Origin of the sequence: Telmatospirillum sp. J64-1 (assembly GCF_006980715.1) — a bacterium.
Lineage (GTDB): Bacteria > Pseudomonadota > Alphaproteobacteria > Rhodospirillales > Magnetospirillaceae > Oleiliquidispirillum > Oleiliquidispirillum nitrogeniifigens.
The window spans coordinates 1-23,970 of the sequence record NZ_SBHN01000021.1 but is presented as its reverse complement, the minus strand read 5'-3'; the positions used below and the strand labels follow the sequence as shown (position 1 = coordinate 23,970).

The 23,970-nt window shown below is 64.3% G+C and carries 14 protein-coding genes; 8 read left to right on the top strand and 6 right to left on the bottom strand.

Annotated elements, in window-relative coordinates; all coding sequences use genetic code 11:
* Positions 1-17: 17 nt before the first annotated feature.
* Genes EPD66_RS18045 through EPD66_RS18035 form a run of 3 tightly spaced genes read right to left on the bottom strand, consistent with a single transcriptional unit; the run spans position 18 to position 2,842 of the window.
* Complete coding sequence (locus EPD66_RS18045; protein WP_142849912.1) at positions 18-824, bottom strand: alpha/beta fold hydrolase; 807 nt, start codon at positions 822-824, stop codon at positions 18-20.
* A 34-nt stretch (positions 825-858) separates the two neighbouring features.
* On the bottom strand, positions 859-1,611 hold the full coding sequence (locus EPD66_RS18040; RefSeq protein ID WP_142849911.1) for an Asp/Glu racemase: 753 nt from the start codon (positions 1,609-1,611) through the stop codon (positions 859-861).
* Between the two features lie 13 nt (positions 1,612-1,624).
* The gene (locus tag EPD66_RS18035; protein ID WP_142849910.1) at positions 1,625-2,842 is read right to left on the bottom strand and encodes an FAD-dependent monooxygenase; all 1,218 of its coding nucleotides are present in this window, start codon (positions 2,840-2,842) and stop codon (positions 1,625-1,627) included.
* A gap of 950 nt (positions 2,843-3,792) precedes the next feature.
* Here EPD66_RS18035 and EPD66_RS18030 point away from each other — a divergent pair.
* Genes EPD66_RS18030 through EPD66_RS17995 form a run of 8 tightly spaced genes read left to right on the top strand, consistent with a single transcriptional unit; the run spans position 3,793 to position 11,333 of the window.
* Entirely contained in the window at positions 3,793-4,614 is an 822-nt protein-coding gene (locus tag EPD66_RS18030) for an ABC transporter ATP-binding protein (protein ID WP_142849909.1), read from the top strand.
* Positions 4,589-5,371 carry an ABC transporter permease gene (locus tag EPD66_RS18025; protein ID WP_142849908.1) on the top strand — a complete coding sequence of 261 codons (783 nt, stop codon included), beginning with the start codon at positions 4,589-4,591 and terminating at the stop codon, positions 5,369-5,371. The genes EPD66_RS18030 and EPD66_RS18025 overlap by 26 nt, the downstream gene beginning before the upstream one ends.
* 16 nt (positions 5,372-5,387) lie before the next feature.
* Complete coding sequence (locus EPD66_RS18020; protein ID WP_185961490.1) at positions 5,388-6,485, top strand: ABC transporter substrate-binding protein; 1,098 nt, start codon at positions 5,388-5,390, stop codon at positions 6,483-6,485.
* Between the two features lie 56 nt (positions 6,486-6,541).
* The gene (locus tag EPD66_RS18015) at positions 6,542-7,795 is read left to right on the top strand and encodes an aromatic ring-hydroxylating dioxygenase subunit alpha (protein WP_142849906.1); all 1,254 of its coding nucleotides are present in this window, start codon (positions 6,542-6,544) and stop codon (positions 7,793-7,795) included.
* 14 nt (positions 7,796-7,809) lie between these two features.
* Positions 7,810-8,289: an aromatic-ring-hydroxylating dioxygenase subunit beta gene (locus EPD66_RS18010; protein ID WP_185961489.1), complete on the top strand. Its 480-nt coding sequence runs from the start codon at positions 7,810-7,812 to the stop codon at positions 8,287-8,289.
* Between the two features lie 17 nt (positions 8,290-8,306).
* A complete protein-coding gene (locus tag EPD66_RS18005) occupies positions 8,307-8,630 on the top strand; it encodes a non-heme iron oxygenase ferredoxin subunit (protein WP_142849904.1) in 324 nt (107 codons plus the stop codon).
* Positions 8,627-9,862, top strand: coding sequence for an NAD(P)/FAD-dependent oxidoreductase (locus EPD66_RS18000; protein WP_142849903.1), 1,236 nt, complete (start codon positions 8,627-8,629; stop codon positions 9,860-9,862). The genes EPD66_RS18005 and EPD66_RS18000 overlap by 4 nt, the downstream gene beginning before the upstream one ends.
* A 16-nt stretch (positions 9,863-9,878) precedes the next feature.
* Positions 9,879-11,333 carry a hypothetical protein gene (locus EPD66_RS17995; RefSeq protein ID WP_142849902.1) on the top strand — a complete coding sequence of 485 codons (1,455 nt, stop codon included), beginning with the start codon at positions 9,879-9,881 and terminating at the stop codon, positions 11,331-11,333.
* A 6-nt stretch (positions 11,334-11,339) separates the two neighbouring features.
* On the opposite strand, the gene EPD66_RS17990 is transcribed toward EPD66_RS17995, so the two are convergent.
* The 3 genes from EPD66_RS17990 to EPD66_RS24140 all read right to left on the bottom strand — a co-directional run.
* A complete protein-coding gene (locus EPD66_RS17990) occupies positions 11,340-12,533 on the bottom strand; it encodes an amidase (RefSeq protein WP_142849901.1) in 1,194 nt (397 codons plus the stop codon).
* Positions 12,530-13,909: an amidohydrolase family protein gene (locus tag EPD66_RS17985; RefSeq protein WP_142849900.1), complete on the bottom strand. Its 1,380-nt coding sequence runs from the start codon at positions 13,907-13,909 to the stop codon at positions 12,530-12,532. The genes EPD66_RS17990 and EPD66_RS17985 overlap by 4 nt, the downstream gene beginning before the upstream one ends.
* Before the next feature lie 332 nt (positions 13,910-14,241).
* A partial coding sequence (locus tag EPD66_RS24140; protein ID WP_185961487.1) for a hypothetical protein occupies positions 14,242-23,970 on the bottom strand: 9,729 nt, incomplete at its 5' end.

Genomic DNA, 23,970 nt, shown 5'->3' with positions numbered 1-23,970 from the left:
AGTAGAGAGGAAAAGGATCAGACCGGACGGCCGAGGAAGTCGCCGAAGGCCCGGTAGAAGCCTTCCTCGTCGTCCCAGGGGATCATATGGCCGGCGGTTTCGACACGGCTGAGGACGATGCCGGGCAGCAGGTTGCGGATTTCCGCCTCGTCCTCGGGCAGGATAACGCCACCCTTGCCCGCGACCATCAGCATTGAGGCCATGGCCACGCGCGGGAAATCGGCATGGATGTCATCTTCATGGAAGCTGTGATAGGTGGCGATCACCGCCCGCTCGTCGCAGGTATGCAGCCATTCGGCGCGCAGGCGAAGCTGCTCCTCGGTCCAACTGGGGCAGTATTTGCGCATGGTCTCGACATCGCAGCCCTGGCGGCAGTCGCGTATCGAATCGATATACCAGGGCAGCTTGCTGGGATAGTCCCGCCTGCCGGGGCCGGACACCGGCGGATCGACCAGGACCAGCGCCGTCGGGGCGGCGCCGTGGCGGCTGACGGCCCGCAAGCCGATCCGCGCGCCCATGGAATGGCCGACCAGGGCATAATCGGCCAAGCCCAGGGCATCGGCGAAGGCGGCGACATCGGCGGCGCAGGCATCCAGGCCGTAATCCAGATGCGCGCCGCTTTCCGACAGGCCGCGTCCGCGTACATCCAGGACATAGGTATCGAAGTTGCGGCCGAAGCGTTCGGCGACGAAGCTCCAGGTCACCGCCGGGCTGGTGATGCCGGGGATGATGATGACCGGCCGCCCCTGGCCGCCATAGCGCAGGTAGTGCTGGCGGATGGAATTGGCGTGAATGTTGCCCCCATAGAGATAGGTGCTGCCCATGTCTTCCGATTCCTTTTCCTTACATTAATACGTATTAATAGGCGCCCGACAGAAGGGCGCCGCCGCCCGGCACTTCCGTTCCAAGGTCGAGGGATTTGAGCAGAGCATAGGTGGTGGCGATGGCGGCCGTCAGGACGGGCTTGCCGGTCATCGCCTCGACCCGCGGCACGGCGGGCAGGGACGGCATCTGCACGCAGGCCGACAGTACGATGACATCGGCCTCGGCGGTGTTCATCCCGGCGACGATCTCGGGCAGGCGCTGGGGATCGTGGCGGCCAACCTCGATATTGTCTGGAATTTCCAGGGCACGCCAATCCACCACTTCGAAGCCTTCGGCGCGGATATACTCGACCACCAGTTCGGTCAGCGGCTTCATGTAGGGGGCGACCAGGGCGATGCGCTTGGCCTTCATCTGGTGCAGGGCGTCGATCAGCGCCCCGGCACTGGTGATGACGGGGGAAGGCGCGCCGTTTTCCACGGTGCGTCCCTTCAGGCGCTGTTCCGCGACGCGATGATATCCCTTGCCCATGGCCATGATGGCGACCAGGCAGGCATAGCCCAGGACATCGACGCGGGCGTCGCTCAGCTCGATGGCGCAGCGGTCTGATTCCGCGTCCATCGCCGCCAGTTCGTCCTTCTGCACCGTCTTCATGCGCATACGGCTTGAATGGAAGGTGAAACGTTCGCCGCTGACCATGCTGCGCGCCGCCAGCATGGCCGGGATCTCGGTTTCCATGGTGGTGTTGGAACTCGGCACGATCTGGCCGATTCGGTAGGTCTTGCCCATGTTTCCCTCTGGGTCAGGCCACGCTCTTCAGCGCTGGCTGGGGTTGGAAGGCAGTGGCGTCGTAGTCGTAGACCCAGTTGGCCTGAAGCCCGGTCTTCTGCGGGTTGAGCTTGCCCTTGATCCAATAGACCAAGTCGCGCTTGGCCTGGGCGAGGGGCGAAGGTAGGTGATAGGTCTTGCCGCGCTCGCGCGCTTCCAGCTGCACGCGGCTGGTGCGCGGCAGGCGCTCGGCCTCGTAATCCTGCAGGGCCGTGGCGTAATCCGGGCCATGGGCATCCAGTGTTGTGGCCAGCACATAGGCGTCCTCGATGGCCATGGCTGCACCCTGCGACAGGAAAGGCAGCATGGGATGGGCGGCATCGCCCAGCAGCGTGACCCGGCCCGACGACCAGGTGGTCATGGGGTCGCGGTCGAATAGCCCCCATTTGAAGACATGCTCCACGCGCTCGAACAGGCGGATGATGTTGGAATGCCAGCCCTGATAGGCGGCCAGCATTTCGTCGCGGCTGCTCGGTGCGTTCCAGGATTCCTCGACCCAATTGGCGGTCTCGCTGACGGCCACGATGTTCACCGCCTTGCCGCCGCGCACGTAATAGGTGACGACATGGCCGTGCGGGCCCAGCCAGAAGGAGGAATCGGGACTAACGAAATCGACCACGCCATCCACGGGAACCACGGCGCGGTAGCACATATTGCCGGTGAAGCGCGGTTCCTCGTCACCGAACAGGGCGTTGCGCACGGTCGAGCGCACGCCGTCCGCGCCAACGATCACATCGGCCTCAAACTCGCTGCCATCGGCGAAACTGGCGACGGCGGTCTTGCCGTCCTGGCGGATGCCGGTACAGGCCGTCGAGAGGGTGGCGCTGCTTTCCGGCACCAGCGAGACCAGCATGGAATGAAGATCGGCGCGGTGGATATGGACGAAGGGGGCGCCATAGAGGCGCGGGCAATCCTCGATCAGCGGCGTGCGGAAGTTTTCCCGCGCGGTGCGCCAATTGCGCCCGACGATGGCGTGGGGCAGGAAACCTGCCTGGGACAGCTTGTCCATCAGGCCCAGGGCGCGCAGCACCTTGACCGCGTTGGGCGTCATCTGGATGCCGGCGCCGACTTCCCCGAAGGCGTCGGCCCGCTCGAAGATCCTGGTCTCAAAGCCGCGTTGCGTCAGGGCGCCGGAAAGAGCCGCCCCGCCGATGCCGCCGCCGATGATGCCCACCCGTAATTTTCGACTCATTGGTCCTGCTTCCTTTTTCAGTGACGCGAGTGTCGGGCCTGCGACAGGCCCGCAGCCGGAAGGTTCCTCGGTAAAATAAATTATACGATCAATTAATTTTAGGAGTGCGGCGATCCGCCGAGAGGCTGCAGCTCCTGCCGCACCGGGAGGCTGGCCTGGGTCAGGCATTAATTTGCTGATTATTTAATTACTGTATGGGGCGGAAAGGGCGGAAGCAAGGGGGATTTTGCGGCATGAATAACCATAATATTTATAAGATCAAATTTTGTGCTGACGGGTACGGGGGTGCCGATGGCTCTCTTTTTCGGGGTTCCCCTTCCTCTGGTTCTCCCCTTTTCCGTCAGGCGGAGCGGGGAATTGCGAGGCTTTTCGGAAAAAGCGTAGTGAGAGGCGTGACGGCGCCCATGGAGAGCCGTTGCGGGGCGTACGGAAGGCTGTAAGACCCAGGAGGAAAGGCGGGAAAAGCCAAAAACGCATAAAAAATAGCCAAACACACGTGACCTGTATAAAATCTGTGCAGATCGGGTGGCGTGGAACGCGGCAATTCCGGTTTTTCCGGTTGGAATGCAAAGGTTTCTGAAAATGGCACAGCCATTGCGTCAGGCTTATCGGGAGCGATGCTGTGTGAATGCGTGGAGGGCGTTCCCAGAAAAGTCTAAATGAACTTTACCTTATGGCCGGAATTATTCCATACTCCGAGTATATTTTTTTTCTCTGGAAAGAGTGCAGAAGATATAAATCTCCCGCCGGGGCGGATTTTGTCTTTTAAAAATCCCTATAAAATTTTTAGATTACATAGTTATTGAGTAACTTATCTGCGTGTGTGCGGAAAATTCTTGACATTAGTCAGGTAAAAATTTTCTGATGAAATGCGTATACGAAATACGATCATCTGAGAAAGGCGCCTTGTCCGACCGGCGCAGGTCAGAAAGCAATGAGGAACGGAAGTCATGAGATCTGACGCGCTCATCCAAATTCGCAGCATGACGAAGCGTTACGAGACGCGGGCCAAGGAAACGGTCTTGGCGCTGACGGATGTGAATCTCGATATCGGAAAGACCGAGTTCCTGACTGTGGTTGGCCCCAGCGGTTGCGGCAAGACCACCCTTCTGCGGATACTGTCGGGGCTGGAAAGCCATACCGAAGGAACCCTGCTGATCGATGGCACGGTGCCGTCCGGCCCCCGCCCCGATATCAGCATGGTCTTTCAGCAGGCGACGCTGCTGCCCTGGCGCACGGTGCTGCAGAATGTCCTTCTGCCGCGCCAACTGCAGAAGACCATGAGCCCCCAGGTGGTGGAGCGCGCCCGCGCCCTGCTGGACATGGCCGGCCTGTCGGAATTCGAGAACAAATATCCCTCCGAGCTTTCCGGCGGGATGCAGCAGCGGGCCTCGATCTGCCGGGCGCTGATCTGCGACCCCAAGATCCTGCTGATGGACGAGCCCTTCGGCGCCCTGGACGCGATGACGCGCGAGACGATGAATCTCGAGCTGATGCGTATCTGGTCGGCGCAGAAGAAGGCGGTGATCTTCATCACCCACAGTATTCCCGAGGCCGTCTTCCTGGGCGACCGGGTCCTGGTGATGACCCCGCGCCCGGGCCGCATCTCTCGCATCATCGACGTGAACATCCCCCGACCGCGGGACCGCTCGTCCTTCGCCAATCCCGTCTTCAACCGAATTTGCGACGAGATCAGGGAAATCTTCGACACCCAAGGGTCTGGCGCCACGAACCAGGAGAACAGCAATGTCAAGATGGCGGTCTCGTTTTGAGGTCCTGAGCCTTTTCGTCGTCTTCGTGATTATTTGGGAGATCGTCGTCCGGTTCCTGGAGGTCCCTTCCTACATCATCCCGGCGCCGAGCCTGATCCTGTCCCGGCTGGCCGATCTGTTCCAAAGCGGACTGATCTGGCCCCATCTAATCACCACCGGCCTGACGATCCTGTCCGGCCTCGCCCTGGGGATCGTCGCGGGGCTCGCCTTCGGCGCCTTGATCGGCGTCGTGCCCCCCGCCGAACGGCTGATCTACCCCTATCTCGTGGCGATGCAGACCGTGCCGAAGATCGCCATCGCGCCGCTTTTCGTGCTGTGGTTCGGCTACGGCATCACCTCGAAGATCGTCATTTCCGCGCTGATCAGCTTCTTCCCCGTCCTGGTCTCGGTGATCAGCGGCCTGCGGGCGGCGGAAAGGGACCAGATGGACATGATGCGGGTCTTCGGCGCCTCGCGCTGGCAATCCTTCTTGCATCTGCGTCTTTACGCGGCCCTGCCGACTATTTTCGCCGGCATTGAAATCGCCTCGATCCTGGCCGTCATCGGCGCGATCGTCGGAGAATTCGTCGGGGCACAGGAAGGACTGGGCTATCTGATTACCACGCTCAACTTCAACATGGACGTGGCCGGCGTCTTCGCCACCTTGATCATTCTCTCGGCCATCGGCCTCTCGGTGCATGCTCTCGCTCGTTACCTCGGCCGTCGCATGGTCTTCTGGCGGCGCGCGGACGAAAAGAGCGCTGTCCTTTCTCACTAAGTCTGGAGCAATCGACATGACCAGGAATGTTAAAGCCGCCGCGGCTTCATTGGTTGTCCTTTTCGGTGCCGGTATCGCCCCTGGCCTGGCCGAGGCTGCAGACCTGAAGCCGGTCCGCGCCCTGATCCCCGTGCGCATCATCGACGAATCCTATTCGCCCATCAATGTCGCCAAGTATCTGGGCTATTTCGAAGAGGAAGGCCTGGACGTGACCCTGCAGGCGGTCGGGGGCTCGAACGAGGCGGCGATCCAGATTTCCGCCGGCAACGGCGATATCGGCGCGGCCTCGCCCGCCCAGGCGCTGATCGGCATGCAATCGGCCACCAACATGGCGATCCAGTATTTCTACAACATGAATTACGGCAACATCTGGTCGATCTCGGTGCCGCCGGACAGCCCGATTCAGTCGATCAGCGAGTTGCAGGGCAAGAAGATCGGCGTGGCCTCGATGGGCAGTGCCGGCGTCACCTTCGGCAAGGCCTTCGTCTCCCGTGCCGGCCTCAATGCCGAACGCGACGTCTCCTTCCTGTCCATCGGCAATGGTGCCCAGGCGGTGACGGCGGTGCGCCAGAAGGCGGTGGACGCCCTGGCTTTCTGGGATGCCGCCCTGGCGAAGTTCGAGGTGGTCGGCATGGAGATGCGCGAATTGCCGGTCGATCCGATCCTTGCCTCCCTGCCGGACGTCTCCTTGCTGGCGCGCCCCGAGACCATCAAGAACGACCCCCAGATGATCGAAGGTTTCGCTCGCGCCGTCGCCAAGGGATACGACTTCACCATCAACAATCCCGAAGCCGCCGTCGCCATCAGCTGGAAGATGTTCCCGGAAGCCAAGCCGCAGGGCATGAGCGATGCCGATGCCACGGCGGGCGGCGTCAAGGTCATCGAGCGCCGCATGAATATCTGGAAGCCCACCGGCCCCGAGGGCATGCACGGCTATTTCCAGGACAAGGACTGGGCGCAGCTGGTCCGCTTCATGATGGACGAGGGCCTGATGACCGAGGAAGTCCCGACCTCGCGCATCTTCACCAATGACTTCATCGAAGCCATCAACACCTACGACCGCGAAGCCGTCATCGCCTCGGCCAAGGCCTTTGACCAGCAATCGATGAAGTAGACCAGACAGAACAGACGCCCTGCCGCAAGTCCCGTGTGGGCAAGGAGATATCAGGAATGAACAATATTTCGACCGTTGCCGAAAAGCCCAAGATTTATTGGGAACCGAACGAATACCACCACGTGCCCTACCAGATCTATTCCGACGGCGGCATCTACGAGGAAGAGCAGAAGCGTCTGTTTCGCGGGCCGGTCTGGCAATTCGTCGGGCTGGACATGGAAGTCCCCAATCCGGGGGACTTCAAGACGACCTGGATCGGCGACACCCCCATCCTTCTCATCCGGGACGAGACCGGTGCGCTCAACGCCTTCGTCAACCGCTGCGCCCATCGCGGCACCACGCTCTGCTTCGAGGCCTATGGCAACAAGCCGGTCCTGTCCTGCGTCTATCACAATTGGTGCTTCGACCTTCAGGGCAACCTGCAAAGCGTCGCCTTCCAGCACGGCATCCGCAAGCAGGGTGGCCTGCCCAAGGATTTCTGCTTCAAGGATCACGGCCTGACGCGGCTGCGCGTCGCCCAGGTGCGGAACCTAGTCTTCGCCACCTTCTCGGACGAGACGCCGCCGATCGAGGAATTCCTGGGCGAGACCATGGTTTCGCACATGAACCGCATCTTCAATCGGCCGATGAAGATCCTGGGCACCTATTCCCAATACATGCACAACAACTGGAAGCTCTATATGGAGAACGTGAAGGACTCCTATCATGCGAGTCTCCTTCACCTGTTCTTCACCACCTTCCGGCTGAACCGCTTGTCCATGGAAGGGGGGCTCTTGCTCGACGACAGCGGCGGGCATCACATCAGCTATTCCAAGGTGAAGACCGATTCCAGCCAGGACACGGAATATGAAACCGGCCAGCTGCGCGCTCAGCAGGACGACTTCACCCTGGCCGACCGCCGCCTGCTGCGCACCTTTCCGGAATTCGAGGACGGCATTACCCATGCCATCCAGGGCATCTTCCCGACCATGGTGGTCCAGCAGATCCAGAATTCCTTGGCCGTGCGCCAGTTGGTACCGCGCGGTCCGGGCGAATGCGAATTGTTCTGGACCATTCTCGGCTACGAGGACGACACCCCCGACCAGACCGACATGCGCCTGAAGCAGAGCAACCTAATCGGGCCGGCGGGGCTGGTCTCGATGGAAGACGGCATCATCGGCAGCCTAGTGCAGCGTGCCATCGATTGCGACAGTGACAAATCCACCGTCCTGGAAATGGGCGGCCACAGTGTCGAGAACCAGAAGTCGCGCGTCAGCGAGGCTTCGGTCCGGGGCTTCTGGAAAGCCTATCGGACGCATATGGACCTGTGATGGAGACCAAGGGAATGAACGAGATTACGATGATGCTGCTGCCGCGCGTGGAAAACCTGATTTCCCGCTACGTCCATTGCGTCGACGATTACCGGCTTGCCGAGATCCCCGATTTCTTCACCGACGACGCTCTCTACCGCATCATCCCCCGGCGCAATTACGAACAGGGCCATCTGGTCGGCATCATGGAATGCGACGGCAAGGGCATGATCCATGACCGCATGTCCTCGCTGAACCGCGCCAATATCTTCGAGCCGCACCGCTATCGCCACATGGTCAGCGCCACGGTGATCCGCGGCGCCGAAGGCGGGGAAATCCGCGCCGACACCAATTTCTTCGTCGCACGCATCATGGAATCGGGCGAATTCTCGCTTTTCACCACCGGCGTCTATCGCGACGTGATCGTCGAGAAGGAGGGGCAGCTTCTGTTCAAGGAACGCATCGTCGTCTGCGACTCGACCCGCGTCGATTCTCTGCTGGCCCTGCCGATCTGACATCCGAGGAGAATGGCATGACTTGGAAGACTATTGCATCGGTCGGGCAGATCGAGGAGGACGAACCTCTGGGCGTCCGGGTCGAGGGACGGGAAATCGCCGTCTTCAAGCTGGGCGATTTCCTCTATGCCACCGACAATGTCTGTTCGCATCAATATGCCTTGCTGTCGGACGGCTTCGTCGACGGGGAATATATCGAATGCCCGCTCCATCAGGGACGCTTCCACATCCCCTCGGGCAAGGCAATGGGCGGCGTCGTGACGGAAGCCATCCGCACCTATCCCTGCCGTGTCGAGGGCGACCAGGTGGTGATAGATCTGCCTGACAAGGACCAGGCATGAGCATTCCCGGGACCATTCTCGTCCTCGGCGGCGGCTTGGCGGCGGTCAGCACCTGTGCCGGCCTGCGCGAGGCGGGATATGAGGGCAGGATCGTCCTGGTGGGGGACGAGGATGTGGCCCCCTACGACCGGCCGCCGCTGTCCAAGCAGGTGCTGTCGGGCGAGATGGATGCGGCCGCCTGCCTGCTTCATCCCTCCGATTTCTACCGCGACAAGGAGATCGAGCTGGAACTCGGCCTGAGGGCGGAAGGCATCGACCCACAGGCCCGCCGGGTCGTGCTGTCCGATGGTCGGGGCCTGTCCTATGACCGCCTGATGATCGCCACCGGCGGAAGTGCCCGGCGTCTTTCCCTGGGCAGGCCGGGCCTGCGCGGCGTCCATGCCCTGCGCGGCCTGGGCGATGCCCTGGCCCTGAAGGACGAGATGCTGCCGGGGCGGTGCCTGGTGGTTATCGGCGGGGGCTTCCTCGGTCTCGAAGTGGCTGCCTCCGCCCAGGCCCTGGGCCTGGAGGTGGTGGTGCTGGAGGCGGCGGGAGAATTGCTGCGGGAGCGTGTCGCGCCTGCGGTCGGGGCTTGGCTCCTGGAGATGCATCGCCGCCAGGGCGTGAGAATCGAAACGGGCGCGCAGGTTGCCGGCTATGTCGGCGAGACGGGGCTCGAGGCCGTCACCTTGGCCGATGGGCGGCGGATCGGGTGCGACCTCTGTGTCGAAGCCATCGGCATCCATCCCGAGAGCGGCCTTGCGCGCAGCGCCGGGCTGGCCTGGGACGAGGGGATCCTGGTCGATGCCGAAGGAAGGACTTCCCTGCCCGATATCTTCGCCGCCGGAGATGTGGCGCGGCTGTTCGACCCGCGTTATGGCCGCGCCCTGCGCCTGGAATCCTGGCAATCGGCCCAGCAGCAAGGCGCTGCGGCCGCCCGTACGATGCTCGGCCTCTCCGTGCCGGAGCCGGATGTCCCGTGGTTCTGGTCGTCCCAGCACGGCCATATGATGCATATGGCCGGCCTGCCGGGAGAGGGGCAGCGGATGGTGCTGCGCGGCGATCCCGAAACGGGCCGCTTCACCCTCTTCGGGATACGGGCGGGCAGGGTGGAATCGCTGTTTTCGGTCAACAGCATGGCCGATGCGCGGGTGGGAAAGAGCCTGATCGCGCAAGCAAGACTTGTCGATTCCGATATCTTGGCCGATACAGGAGTAAAGCTTCGCGGCTTGATCAAGGCCCCCGCACTCTGAACGGAACAGAACGGACGTGAGTCTCCCCGCGCAGTCGCCGCTTTACCGCCTGGCCGGGAGTCTCGTCTCTGGGGTCGTCGGGATCAGCCTTGTCGTCGTCTGGGCCTCGACCATCGGCGGCCATGTCTGGGGCCTGCCCGGCGCCTTCGAGCTGCAATTGGCGGCCTTCCTGCTGTTCGTCCTGCTGTCCCTGCCGGCGGTGCCGCGCAGCGCCTGGTTCCTGATGGCGATGTGCGGCGCCACCGCCCTGGCGGCTTTCCTGCTGCGCGAGGACTGGCTGGTGCTGATGGGGCTGGGGCTGTCCCGCGCCGCCTTCCTGGCGACGTTGTTCGCCGCCCTGTCCATGTTGCGCGAGGCCGCGCGGCATTCGGCCGCCGTGCATCAATGCGGGGAAATGCTGGTCTCCCGGCCGCCGGGGCAGCGCTACGCGGCCTTGTCGGGGGGCGGCAGCCTGTTCTGCGTCATCCTCAATTTCGGCGCCATGAACCTGTTGGGGGCCATGGTCAAGGCGACCAATACCCTGGAAAAGGCCGGTGGCGACGAAAGAGTGCGCAGCATCCGCGAGAAGCGCATGATCCTGGCCCTGCTGCGCTCCTTCTCCGCCTCGATCATGCTGTCCCCCTTGAGCGTCGGTTTCGCCCTCATCCTTTCGGCCTTTCCGCAGCTGGGCTGGCAGCTTCTGCTGCCAATGGGCTTTGCCTTCGCCCTGGTCTTCCTGGCGCTCGGCTGGCTGTTCGACCGCCTGACCATGCCCGCCCCGCCTCCGGGAAGCGTGGCGTCCTCCGCGCATGGATGGTCGGCGGCGCTGCCTTTGCTGGGCATCGTCGCCGGGATCATCGCGGCGGCCATCCTGGTGGAAATCCTGCTGGAGACCAGCCTGGTCCTGGGCGTGATGGTGGCGGTGCCGCTGTTCGGCTGCGGCTGGATCTTCGTCCAGACCCCGGCCCTCGGCCTCATCGAGCGGGCCGCGCGGACGGGGCGGCGCGTGCGGCATTTCCTTCTCGCGGACCTGTCCCGTTCGCAGGTCGAGGTGCTGATCGTCAGTTCCGCCGGTTTCATGGGCGTCGTGCTGGCGGCCCTGCTGCCCTTGGCGGAACTGCGCGAGCTGGTCTCGGAATCTGCCGCCAGCCCCTATCTGATCCTGGCCGGATTGTTCGTGACCGTTCTTCTGCTCGGGCAGGCGGGCTTCAATCCCATCGTTTCGGTGACGGTGCTGTCGGCCCTTTTCCCGATCCCCGAAGCCCTGGGCCTGCATCCCCTGGCCCTGGCCATGGCCCTGCTGACCAGCTGGGCGCTGGCGGCCGGGTCCAGCTATGCCATCGCCGCCGTGCTGATCCTGGCGCGCCTGACCGGTAAAAACGCCTCGACCATCGGGCGCGACTGGAACGGCCCCTTCACCGTGATGGCGGGAATCCTGTTGCTGGGCCTGGTGCTGGGATTGCAGATGATCCTCGGCGTTCCCACCGGATAGGCATGTTCATGTCTCCGCTTGCCTGGCGGCCATCAGGGCGGCGGCGCAGGACAGCATCCTGTCTTCCCGGCCGCGGGCGGCGACCACCTGCACGCCGATGGGCAGGCCCTTCCGGCCTTTCAGCAGCGGCAGGCTGAGGGCGGGGACGCCGCAGAGGCTCCACAGGGAGCTGAAGACGGGGCTGCCGGTGGTCGGGCCGAAAAGGGGTGCCTCGCCGGTGGCCGCAGGGGTGAGGACGGCATCGAAAGTGCCGAGGATATCGTCCAGCCGCGCGGCCAGGTCCTTCGCCCTGTCCAGCGCCGCCGCATAGGCCTGGGGCGTGCAGGCGGCGCCACGGGCGATCATCGCCCGCAAGGCTTCGCTCATCCTGTCGCCATGGGCGGCGTGATCGGCGGCCAGGACCTGGGCCACTTCCTTTTCCATGATGATGGCGTGAAGGGCGATGGCGTCGTCGAAGGCGGGCGGCAGCTCCACCTCTTCCGCGCCGAGCGCTGCGGCAAGGCCGCTCAGGCCGTCCCGCACGTCTGTGTCGGCGTGATGCCAGACGGGGCTGCGGATGAAGCCCAGCCGCATCCCTCCGGCGGGGGGCAGGGGGGCGACACCCTTTCCCTGAAGGACCTGGGCCAGCAGGGCGGCGTCTTCCACCGTGCGGGCGAAGACGCCCACATTGTCCAGGCTGGGTGCGGCGGGCAGCAGGCCCTGGGTCGGGATGCTGCCGCGTTCCGGCTTGAAGCCCACCACACCGCAATAGGAAGCCGGGCGGATGATCGAGGCATTGGTCTGGGTGCCCAGCGCCATCGGCACCATGCCCGCCGCCACCGCTGCCGCCGAACCGCTGGAGGAGCCGCCCGGCGTATGGGCGGGATCATGGGGATTGGTGGTCGGCCCCGCCGCCGCCAGGGCATATTCGGTGGTGACGGTCTTGCCCAGGATGATGGCACCGGCCTGGCGCAGCCGGGTGATGCAGGCGGCGTCCCGTTGGGGGATGCGGTCGGCATGGATCGGTGTGCCGAAGCAGGTGGGCAGGCCGGCGGTGTCGAAGGTGTCCTTCACTCCGATGGGGATGCCGGCCAAGGGCCCGGCGGGGGCGGCTTGCGCCTGACGTCTTGCGCCCTCGGCATCCAGACAGGCCCAGGCTCGCAGGACAGGTTCCCGCTCGGCGATGCGGGCGAGGCAGTTTTCCAGCAGGGGGGAGGTCATGCCGCCAGTGCCCCCCGGGTGACCGGCTTACGTCCGCTGGCGGCCCACATCCGTTCGGCCACCTTCTGGCCTTCGGCGACGATGGCATCGCCGTCGAAACCGACGGGCCTGCCGTGGCGCAGGCGGATCTCGCCGTCGATCAGCAAGGTATCGACGGCAAGGGCCGAGGCGCTGCGGACGACGATGCCGTGGCCGTCGATGACGGGCGCCAGGCAGGGCTGGCGGGGATCGAGCAGGATCAGGTCGGCCTTGCGGCCCGGCGCTACCGCGCCGATCTCACCCGCCAGGCCCATGGCCTTGGCGCCGTTGGTGATGGTCCAGCGCAGCAGGCGTCTGGCGTCGGGCTGGAATTGCGCCCCCTGGATCCGCGCCAGGGCCGAAGCCATGCGCATCGATTCGAACAGATCGGCGGTCTTGGTGTCGCCGGCCAGGGTGATGGTGGCGCCCGCCTCTTCGAGGGCCAGGATGGGGGCGACCATGCCGCTGGTCACATTGCCGATGGGGGAATGGGCGACGACCATACCGGCCTGCCCGGCCAGACGGATGGAGTCCTCGTCCATGTAGATGCAATGGGCGGCGATCAGGCGGCTGTCGAGCAGCCCGGCTTCGGCGAAGACCTCGACCGGGCGCAGGCCGTCGCGGGCCCGGACGCAGTCGATCTCCTTGCGGCTTTGCGCCAGATGGGTATGCACCGGGCCGCCCCGGCGCGCGGCCTCGGCGGCGACGAGGCGCAGCAGGTCCAGCGAGCAGGTGTCGGCGGCATGGGGGGCGAGGCCGCAGCGGATGCGCCCCCCGGCGGCGGCGTCGAAGCGCGCGATCGCCTCCAGGTTCTCGGCGAGCAGCTTCTCACCCAGGGCGCGGTCATAGGCCCAGCGCCCCTCGGCCAGGGCCTGCGGATCGGCATCCATGATGCGCCCGCCGATGATGGCGCGCAGGCCGATCTCCTCGGCGGCCAGGGCCAGGACGGCGGGGCGGCGGTAGAAATCCACCACCGAGGTGGCGCCGGCGCGCAGCATCTCGTATTGCCCCAGCCGCGCCAGGGCCAGCATCTCCTCGTCGCTGACGCTGGCGGTCTGGGGGATGCCCGGCGTGTAGGCCGGCGCGAAGCCCAGATCCTCGATCATGCCGCGCACGGCCATCAGGGGCGAATGGTTGTGAGTGTTGACCAGCCCCGGCAGCAGGAGGGCGCCACCGGCATCGATCACCTCGGCCGCGTCATAAGTGGCGGCGATCTCCTCCTGCGGCCCGACGGCGAGGATGCGGTCCTTGCCGATGGCCACCGCCCCGCCGCCGATCACGGCATCGTCTTCGTCCATCGTCAGGATCACCGCATTGCGGATCATAAGCCTGCATGGCTGGGGCATCGGCTGGGTCACGTCTCACCACCTTTCCTCGAAACAGGGATGGGACGTCTTCAGCAAGGGGAATGCCAACCGGACAAAGGGCCGCGTCTTGCGGCTTGCGCCGTCAGACTTCCTGCCCGCCTTGCGAATTATGCATAATTTATTTTCATTTTGTGCACAGCTTTTCGGCAGGGAAGAAGGCTCAGTGCTTTGAAGCGTTGAGGTGAGTCCCCTCTCCCGTCAGGCCCACGCAAGGGGGCCTCCATGCCGCCGCTTTGTCCATCGCGAAGGGTATGGAGGCCCGGAAACTTGACGTGGACCCCCGCTTTCGCGGGGGTGACGCATGAGGGCTGCTTCTTTTACGGCTAGGTGATGATGCGATCCAGGTCCTCGAAGGTAAGCTGCGTATCCCCGTCGAAGACGATGACGCCCGAGGCCTTGCCATCCTCGCCGCCTTCGATGATCAGGCGTCCCGCCTCATGGGGATCGACTATGGCGGTTCCGGCATTCAGGTTGATTAGGAAGGACGAGTCGTCGGTCTGCGACAGGGCCTGGATCACGGCCGGATTGTCCTGGCTGATCTGGAAGATCCAGTCGCCGGGCACGCCCGCGCTGTCCAGGATGAACAATTCGTTGATTCCGTCACCGCCCGAGATCCTTTCGATCGGGTCGCCCATGGTCAGGATGAACAGGTCGTTGCCGTCGCCGCCGGCCAGGGTGGCGCTGCCCGAACCGCTCCAGAACAGGTCGCCGCGCGCGGCATCGGTCAGGACGACGGGATTGTCCTCGCTATCGCCCAGCGTGGTGATGACCGAGACGGAGCCCTGCGCCCCCTCGGGGTCGAAGCCCGTCAGGGTGATGGTGCGGGCTCCGGCGCTCAGGATGCCATCGCCGCTGGTCAGGACCACCGATTCCGCCAGCTTGGCATAAAGATCGTGGCTGCCTTCGCCGAGGATGGTCAGGCAATGGCGCTCGGCATCATAGAAGACCTCGAAGCTGGTATCCTCGATGGTCAGGATCACCCGGCCATCCAGTTCATAACCGATATGGATATCTTCGTTGGCGGCGATGCCCAGACTGTCGCCGGGCATGGCGCCGCTGCCGATCCGCACTTCAAGGCGCGACAGCTTGGTGTCGTCCACATCGGCGAAGGTAATCTGGCTGCCGTCGCCGATGGCCCCCGGCACCACGGTGATGGGACGGTTGAGCGTGCCGGCCAGGGCTTGGCCGCTGAGGGTTGTCGTCACCGTCGGGGCGTCGTTGACGGCTTCCACCGCGACCGTCAGGGTCTTCTCGACCTCGGCGACGGAGGTGCCGTCGACCGAGCGGGCGGTGACGGTCAGATCGACCTCGCCGAACCAGTCGAGCGGGGTGACCATGCGCAGGCCGGGAATATCCTCGGCGCTGACCACCCAGGTCGGCACGCCGTCGACATCGACCGCGCCGATCAGTTGGCCCAGGCCGCTATAGAAGATGGTGCCTTCCGGCGCGCCGGTGATGAGCAGCGACAGGGTTTCCAAGTCATCGGTCAGGCTGGCGCTGATGCCGAGCAGGATGCCCTTCGTGCCGTCCACCACGCCATCCGGCCGGGCCTGGTCTTCCTTCCCTTCGACCCGGTCCTGGGTCAGTTCCAGGACTGGGTCGTCGGCCACGCCGGCCAGGGTGACGGTGAAGCGCACCGGCGCCGTGCTGACGGGGGCGGCATCGCCATGGGCGGAGGTCGCGGAGGCTTGCAGCTGGAAGATGCCGGATGCGTTATGCGGGCCGACGAAATGCAGGTTAGCCAGTTCCTCGGCCGTGAAGGTCCAGGTGCCGTTGCCGTGATCGACGCCCAGCGCCTGGCCGTCCTCCGGCGCATCGGTGAAGAAGGCTCCTTCCGGGACACCGGTCAGGGTCACCGTCAGCACTTCCTGCGTGTCGGTCAGCAGCGCGTTCAGGTCCAGCTTCACGCCGATATCTTCCAGGCCCGAGACGTCGTTGGGGCTGATGGACGGCATGTCCGAAACCGGGATCACGGTGACGGTGAAGGAATCCTGGGTGGTGACGATGTCTTTCTTGTTGGATTCCTCGAAGCTGTGGGCCTCGACCGTGAGCTTGATGTCTCCGGCGAAATCGAGCGGCGGGATCAGGTTGACGCCCGAGATTTTCCCCGTTGCCGGGTCGATGGCGTTGCCCTTGATGGTCCAGGAGGTATAGGTCTTGCCGTCCTCTCCGAGATAGGAGCCGTTATTGGTGGCATTGGTGAGCAGCGCCCCTTCGGGCACGCCCTTGATCACCACCGACACGTATTCCGAGCCGTAAGCATTGCCCTCGGCCTTCATGTCCGGGTTGAAGGCGGACAGGGTCAGGGCGATGGCGGTGTCTTCCAGGCCGCTGGCATCCTGGACGTCAAGCTGGGTGGCGTCCGTCACCGGCGTGATCGTGACCGTCTGGCTGCCGGTGGACGTCACCGGCGCAGCGTCCTGGTCCTGCACCGCGAGCGAGGCCTTCAGCCCCAGGGCGCCGTGATAATTGGCCGGGGGTTTCAGGGTGAAGCCGCCGAGGGTGAGGCCGTCTTTCGTCTGGAAATCCGCCGGATCGAGGCCCAGCGCTTGCAGGTCGAGCGTATATTTCCCGTCCACCAGCTCCAGCTTGCTGCCGTTCAGCCACAACTCGCCGCCTTCCGGCAGGTCGGTGGAAATGGTCAGCTTGCCGTCGACCAAGGTTTCCGAGAAATCCGTATCCAGCGCCTTGATGGTGATGGTCAGCGGAACACCCGCGGTATCTTCCCTGGTGTCGGCCCCCGCATCCACGCTGATCGCGATCTGCGCGCCATCGGTTACCGGGGCGATTTCGGCAACGTGATGGTTCTGCACGCCCGAGCTGGCCTGGGAATAGTTGCCGGAGATGGTCGCTTCCAGGTCGAGATGGATGGGGCCGGAATAGTCTTGCGCGGGCCTCAGAAGCACGCGGTCGATCATGTTCGTCGGGATGACGTAGCTTTCGCCCAGTTGATAGAAGGCCACGACGCCCGCCAGCTTCTCTTCCAGGGTCAGCGCGGAAGTGATCGTCATACCCTCGGGAAGACCGTGGATGATGAGCGCATCGCCATCCGTGACGACCGACAGCTTGAAGGTCTGATCCTCCTCGGCCGGCACCAGGCTGACGTCCAGGCTCGGCGGCAGGGGCGGTTCCCCGCCGGAACCCTCGCCCTCGAACGCCACCGGCACGGTGAAGGAGATACCAGCATCGGCCAGGCTGTCCCAGTGATCGGCGATGCCGTCATCGGGATCGATATCGGTGACCACGACCTTGACCGTCAGATTGGCCGAGGTACCGGGCAAGCCGTCGATTGTCAGTTTCCAGTCCGCGTCGGCCTTGTCATGGGGAACGATCCAGATGCCGTTGCCGGTATTGATGCCCTGGTTGAGGCGCATGCCGTCGGGGACGTCGCTGACGACCAGGAAGGCGGTCTCGGACGGGTCGGGGAAAGCGAGGCCGATGCCCAGGTCGATGGGAGTGCCCGACGGGGAAGTCTCGGCCGACGGTTCGACCGTCAGTTCGGCGCCATCCGCCTTGGCCTGGATGTTGATCTGCCCCTCCAGGACGCGGCTGGCGGTGCTGCCATTGCCCTCGCTCGAGGTCGCGGTGACGGTGATGGGGATATTATGAGACCAATGCTCGGGCAGGCCGTGCAGGGTCAGGCCGTTGATCTCGCCCGTTCGGGGATCGTAATGGGCGGCCAGCATCTCGCCGGACAGGGTGATCTCGATGCCGCCGGCGGTCACCGGATAGGTAGTCCCGCCCAGTTGCAGCGACAGGGTGCCGTCGCCCAGCCCGAGTTTGGACGGGTCGATCGAGATGGTGATCTCGGTGATCTGTTCCGGGCCGTCGATGCCGGGCAGGGTGTCGGTCGGCTTGACCGTGATCTTGACCGGAACCGCCCCGGCATCCTCGTCCGCGCCGCCGCCGATGCTGATGCTGGGCGTGTCGGCCACGGCATCGACGTCGATGGTCAGCGTCTTCGGGAAGGTTGCGCTGGCGCCGTCATTCTCGGTCACCACGACGTCGATGGCGATGTCGTGACGGCCGGAGAAATCCTTGTGGACGGTGGCCCGCAGCTTGTCGAGATAACCGGCCTCGATGGACCAACGGCCGTTGCCGATATATTTCATCCCGGCTTCGAAGCCGGCTTCCATGAAGATCTCGACGCCGTCCGGGATGTTCTTGATGACGACGGAAATGCTTTCCGACCCGTCGGCGTCCAGGGAAGTCAGGTCACCCAGTTTCAGGTCGATCGGGGCACCCTGGCTGTCCTTGGCTTCCTGGACCTGGACCAGCAGGTCGCCCGGCGCCACGCCGTCCACCACGCCCTTGACGGTGATGGTCAGGTTTTGCGTCCGCTCCGCGTAATCGCCGTTGCTGGTTTCGGTGGCGCGGGCGATCACCGTCAGCGACAGATCCTCGTTGGAATCGGCCTTCGGCATGAACCACAGATCGGCCAGGTCGTCCGGAGTGAACATCCAGCGGCCGCCGTCTTCTTCCACCCAGGTGCCGACCGGTTCGCCATTCCGGTTGACGAAGGAGCCACCTTTCAGGTCACCGGCGATATAGATCGTCAGGACTTCCGAGCCGTCGGTGTCGTTCAGGGCCGGCGAGATGCGCAGCTGGACGGCTTTGTCCTCGTCGGTTCGTGCCGGATTGACTACCAGGGAAGGCTCATCGGCCACCGCCTCGACCCTGATGGTGAAGTCCTTGGTGGTGGTGGCGTGCTCGACGGCGATCTGCCCGTCATCGCCCTTTTCGGTCGCGGTGACGTGCAGGGTGAAGGTCGGGGCTTCTCCGGCCGGGATGTGTTGGTTCGGCGGCGGCAGCACCGCCACCTGATCCAGTTTGTCGGGATCCAGGTGCCAGCGGCCGCTGCCGACGGGTTGTTCGGTCGCCAGTGACCAGCGGCCGTCGCTGGAGACATAGCCGACCTGCCAGCCTTCGGGCACATTGGTGATCATGGCCGAGGACAGATATTCCGACCCGTCCGTATCGACCAGTTGGGCGTCGATGCCCAGGGCGATGGGCGTGTCTTCCTGGCCGGTGAAGGAGCCGGCGATATCCACATCCGGGGCGTCGGCCACCGCGTCGATGCGGATGCTGCCCGTGCCGGTCGTCTCCAGGGTCGGGCCATTCGTATCCTGCACCGTCGCGGTGATGGAATAGCTGACATTTTCGGCGGAATGTTCCTTCGGGATGAAGCGCAGGCCGTTGATGCCGTAGCTCAAGGGATGGCCCGCCGCCGTGGTCTCGGTGACGCCGAAGGCCGAGGCCGGGATCTCCCAGGTCGCGACGCCGTCGACGATATTGGGCGTCAGCTCCACGCCGTTCAGCGTCAGCTTCCCGGCCAGCATGGCCGGATCGCTCGATGAAATCACGACCATGCCGATCAGCTTTTCGGAGCCGTCGGTGTCCTGCAGGGTGATGACCGGGGTGACGGGAATGCCGTTTTCCTGGTCTTCAATTCCCTGGTTGGTGGCGACGATGGTTACCTCGTCGGCGACGGGATTGATCGTCAGCGTGATGGTCTGGGTCTCGCTGAAGGCCTGTCCCTGGCGGAGATCGGCCAGGTCCGGCGCAAGGCCGGTCGAGGGCAGATGGGTATCGTTCTCGGTGGCCACGGCGACCACGTCGAATTTCAGGTGATCCGTACCATTGCCGCTCGCCCAATTGGGAACGCCGCCGATATAGGCCTTGGCCAGTTCCGCCGGGGACAATTCCCAATAGCCGTCGCTGGACAGCGGGCGGAATTCGATCTCGCCCTCGGCATTTTCCACGCCCAGCCGCGACACGCCCGCCTGATGCGGTTTGATGCGGATGGTCAGGGTTTCCGACCCATCCGTATCGGTCAGGGCCGGGTTGGTGATGACGTCGGACAGCTTGTAGAGCTGGTCCTCGTCGATGGTCTTGACGCTCTGGTCCACCGTCACGATGGGCGTGTCCGCGTCGCCATAGACGGTGACATGGACGGTATGGCTGCTGTTACGCGTTGTCACCGAGACGGAGGGATCGCTGCCCGAGCCATATTCCGTCGTCGTGGCCTTCAGTGTCATCGAGAAGTCGAGATTGGAATCCGCCGGGGCCTTCATCTGCAAGCCGGCCAGTTGCTCCTTGCTGAAACCGCTCAGATCGGCCACGCCGTTCTTGATCTCGACCTCAGTGCCATCGGCCAGTCGCAGTTTCGCGCCTTCGGGGATGCCTTTCAGGTGCAGGCTGGTGATCTCTTCCGAATCGTCGCGGGTCTCGGCCGACAGCTTCAGCCCGAACCAATGGTCTTCCAGCCCGACAGCGGAGCCGGACATCCGGGCATTGTCGGCGCGGGCCTGGATGGTGACATCGATGGACTGGATTTCGCTGGCGGCGGAATCGATGGCGGATTCGTTGGCCGTTCCGACATCGATGTCATAGACGACAGCCTGGGCCTTGAAAGTGAAATCCTCGTCATAGCCCAGGGTGCCACGCATCTGCACCTTGCCCAGGTCCTCGGCGTTCAGGACGTAGCGCCCCTGGTCGTCGGGTTTGAGGATCGTCCAGCCACCGCCTGATTTGGGGACGCGGATCTCGATGCTGGAAGGCACTTCCGTCAGGTAGACGACCAGTTTTTCCGTGCCGTCGGCGGCATTGACCGTGGCGGAAAGCTTGTCCAGCCCGATCGTCTGCCAGCCGTTGCTCCAACTGGTCTGTTCCTGCAGGACCACGTCACCCACCGTCAGGGTCGGCGCCAGGGTTCCGATATCGATGAACAGGCTGCCTTCGGTCACGGCCTGATGGCCGTTGGCGGCTTCTTCCGTCACCGCAACGATGTTCAGCGTGATATCCGCGCTGCTGTTCGGGGCCGGCTGAAGGCTCAGGCCGCCCAGGATTTGCGATGGATCGTCATCTGCGGTGATGACGATGGCGATGGCGCCAGCCGGAATGGTCTTGCCGTTTTCCAGGGTAACGGGGGCGGTCGTGCGGGCCAGCTCGATCTCCGTCCCGTCCTGGTTCCGGTACAGCTTCGCACCCGCCGGCAGGCCGGTGACATAGACGGTCAGGGTTTCCGAGCCGTCGGTATCCTTCAGGGCGGTGGAAATGAACGATCCGCTGTCATCGAAGAGGGGGATACGCTCGTTTTCCATCCCCGTGGTGCCCTGGAGGTCCAGGTCCACCTTGTCGGCAACGGCCTCGATGATGATGCTGCCCGGGGCCGAGGTCACCTTCTGGTGGCCGTTGGCCTCTTCCCGCGAGGTGGCATAGATCGTGTAATCCACATCGACGTCGGAATCCTTGACCGGATGGAAGACCAAGCCGCCGATCGAATAGGTATGCGTCGTGGTGTCGAAGCCGAAGGCATCGGCGGGGATGGCATAGGCATGACCGACCGGTTCGGCTCCGGGCTCGCCGGTGAAGACGGGATTGCCCAGATCGTCGAAGCCGAAGACGGGGCGCGCTTCCAGCTCTGTGCCGTTCAGCGTCAGCTTGCCCGCCAGCATATGGCTGTTGTCGGTGACCAGATAGACCGTGCCGTGCAGGCTTTCCGAACCGTCGGTATCCTGCAGGGTGATGGTCGGCGTCACGGGAATGCCGCCCGTCTGATCCTCGATGCCGCGATTGCTGGCGACGATGGTCAATTCGTCGGCCAGCGGGGCGATCTCCAGCGTGATCGAGCCGATCGGGGTATGGGCTTCGCCCTGGCGGCTGAGCCCCGTGCCGTCGAGAGCGGAATCGTCGTCCGCGGCATCCGCCTCGCGCGAGACGGCCGTGATCTTGAAGCGGATATGGGGTTCCGCCGTACTGCTGCCCCAATCCGCCGGTCCGCCGATCTTCACCGCGCCGCTGGAGAGCTCCTCCAGGGTGACGGTCCACTTGCCGTTCTCGGGCAAGCGCTCCTCGCCGTTCACCAGCAGGCGCGCGCCGGGTAGGTCGGCTTCGATGCGGAAGGAGAGGGTCTCGGACTCGTCCAGGTCGGTCAGCGTGGCGAAGACATCGGCCAGCCCCCCTTGGACCTGTTCGGCACTGCCCCAGACCAGCTGATGGAAGCTGTCCTCATCGATGAAATGGCTGCCATCGGCCAAGCCCTGCGGCGCGTCGGCGTCGCCGAACACCCGCAGGCTGAAGTGATGGTCCTCGGTCAGGGTCGCGCCGTTGGCGGGTTCCTTGGTCTCGACCGTCAGGGTGAGGTCGAGGGTGCCGCTCCAATCCTTGACCGGCAGGATGGTCCAGCCCGTCAAATCGTCGGGAGAGATGGCGTAGCGGCCCGACCCCTCCTCGATTTCCTGCTGCAGGATTCCGTCCTTGTACAAGGAGGCGCCATTCAGGCCGGTTAGGATGATGGAATTGACGATTTCCGAACTGTCGGTGACCTCGACCTGCAGGTTCAGCGGGACATGCTCGTCCTCGACGCCGACACCGGAAGCGACCACGCGGGCCGGATCGGCGACCGGAATCACCTCGACCGTCACCTGGGCATCATGCCAGGCTTCGTCGGCATAGGGACGATCCTGATCGGGGCCGGCGGCGGTGAAATTCTCCGTCCCGTAATCGCTGTCGACCACATAGGCGCGGAGCGTGAAGGTGATACTGTCGGCGGAATTCTCGTGGCCCGAGCCTTCCTTCCAGCGGACTTCCAGCCCGCTGATCGTTCCGGTGACGGGGTCCCAATATTTGGTGACGTCGTAGCTGCCGTCCGGCCCCCGGGGCAGTTCCGTGACCGTGCCGTCTTCCGCAACATGGCGGAGGGCGGCATCCTCGTGCAGATCGCGCACGGTGATCGTCACGGTATCGTCGTCGCCGGGCGCCGGGTAGCGGGCGTTCAGGCCGGTGACGGAAATCCAGCTGTCCTCATCGCCGGCGGCGCCGGGTGTGACCGTGACTTCCGGTGCAAGCACGCCGATATCGACATGCACTTCGCCGATGGTCCAGGCTTGGTCGCCGCCATTCCGCTCTTCCGAGACGGCGATGATCTTGAGGTCCATATCGGCCGAACTGCCGGCCTTGGGGATGACCTTCAGGTCTTCCAACTGCTTCGGATCGCTCACCGTGATCTTCCACAGCGGACCGGCCAGGGCCTGGCTGCCCTGCTGCCCCGATAGCGTTACCCCGTCGACCTTCTCGCCCATGCTGAGGCTGGCCCCTTCGGGCACGCCCTGGACATAGACGGTCAGGAATTCCGAGCCGTCGGTATCGACAAGGCTCAGATCGGTGATGGCGATGGGAATACCTGTGCCCGCGCCGTCATGCTCATAGCCCCCGCTGTCCTTGACGTCCAGGTCGGGCGCATCGGCGACGGCGCTGACGGTGATGGTTCCGCTGCCTTGTGAGGTGAGGCGGGAGATGCCGTTGTCGAGGACGGTGGCTTCGACGGTGAAGCCGGCATCGACATCGGAATGCTCAGCCGGAGTGAAGGTCAGGCCGTCGATGCCGTAGGTGGCGGGATGTCCGGCCTCGGTGGTGGTGGCGACCTTGAAGGCGGAGGCGGGGATCTCCCAGAAGGACTGGCCGTCTTCGACCTTGAGCGTCAGGGGCGTGCCGTTGAGGCTGAGCGTTCCGGCCGCCATGACGTCATTGTCGGCGATGATGCGGATCGGCGCGTCGGGGTCGAGCTGCTCGGAGCCGTCGAGATCGGTCAGGGCGATCGAGACATTGACGGCGATGGCCGTGTCCTCGTTGCCGCTGCCGCCGGCGGTGATGATTATCTCGTCGGCGACCGGGGCGACGGTGATGGTTCCGCTGCCTTGTGAGGTGAGGCGGGAGATGCCGTTGTCGAGGACGGTGGCCTCGACGGTGAAGCCGGCATCGACATCGGAATGCTCGGCCGGGGTGAAGGTCAGGCCGTCGATGCCGTAGGTGGCGGGATGTCCGGCCTCGGTGGTGGTGGCGACCTTGAAGGCGGAGGCGGGAATCTCCCAGAAGGACTGGCCGTCTTCGACCTTGAGCGTCAGGGGCGTGCCGTTGAGGCTGAGCGTTCCCGCCGCCATGGCGTCGTTGTCGGCGATGATGCGGATCGGCGCGTCGGGGTCGAGCTGCTCGGAGCCGTCGAGATCGGTCAGGGCGATCGAGACATTGACGGCGATGGCCGTGTCCTCGTT

Bases quoted from the DNA above. Each gene is read 5' to 3' on its own strand.
- EPD66_RS18045 (WP_142849912.1), bottom strand. From the start codon at position 824: ATGGGCAGCACCTATCTCTATGGGGGCAACATTCACGCCAATTCCATC.
- EPD66_RS18040 (WP_142849911.1), bottom strand. From the start codon at position 1,611: ATGGGCAAGACCTACCGAATCGGCCAGATCGTGCCGAGTTCCAACACC.
- EPD66_RS18035 (WP_142849910.1), bottom strand. From the start codon at position 2,842: ATGAGTCGAAAATTACGGGTGGGCATCATCGGCGGCGGCATCGGCGGG.
- EPD66_RS18030 (WP_142849909.1), top strand. From the start codon at position 3,793: ATGAGATCTGACGCGCTCATCCAAATTCGCAGCATGACGAAGCGTTAC.
- EPD66_RS18025 (WP_142849908.1), top strand. From the start codon at position 4,589: ATGTCAAGATGGCGGTCTCGTTTTGAGGTCCTGAGCCTTTTCGTCGTC.
- EPD66_RS18020 (WP_185961490.1), top strand. From the start codon at position 5,388: ATGACCAGGAATGTTAAAGCCGCCGCGGCTTCATTGGTTGTCCTTTTC.
- EPD66_RS18015 (WP_142849906.1), top strand. From the start codon at position 6,542: ATGAACAATATTTCGACCGTTGCCGAAAAGCCCAAGATTTATTGGGAA.
- EPD66_RS18010 (WP_185961489.1), top strand. From the start codon at position 7,810: ATGAACGAGATTACGATGATGCTGCTGCCGCGCGTGGAAAACCTGATT.
- EPD66_RS18005 (WP_142849904.1), top strand. From the start codon at position 8,307: ATGACTTGGAAGACTATTGCATCGGTCGGGCAGATCGAGGAGGACGAA.
- EPD66_RS18000 (WP_142849903.1), top strand. From the start codon at position 8,627: ATGAGCATTCCCGGGACCATTCTCGTCCTCGGCGGCGGCTTGGCGGCG.
- EPD66_RS17990 (WP_142849901.1), bottom strand. From the start codon at position 12,533: ATGACCTCCCCCCTGCTGGAAAACTGCCTCGCCCGCATCGCCGAGCGG.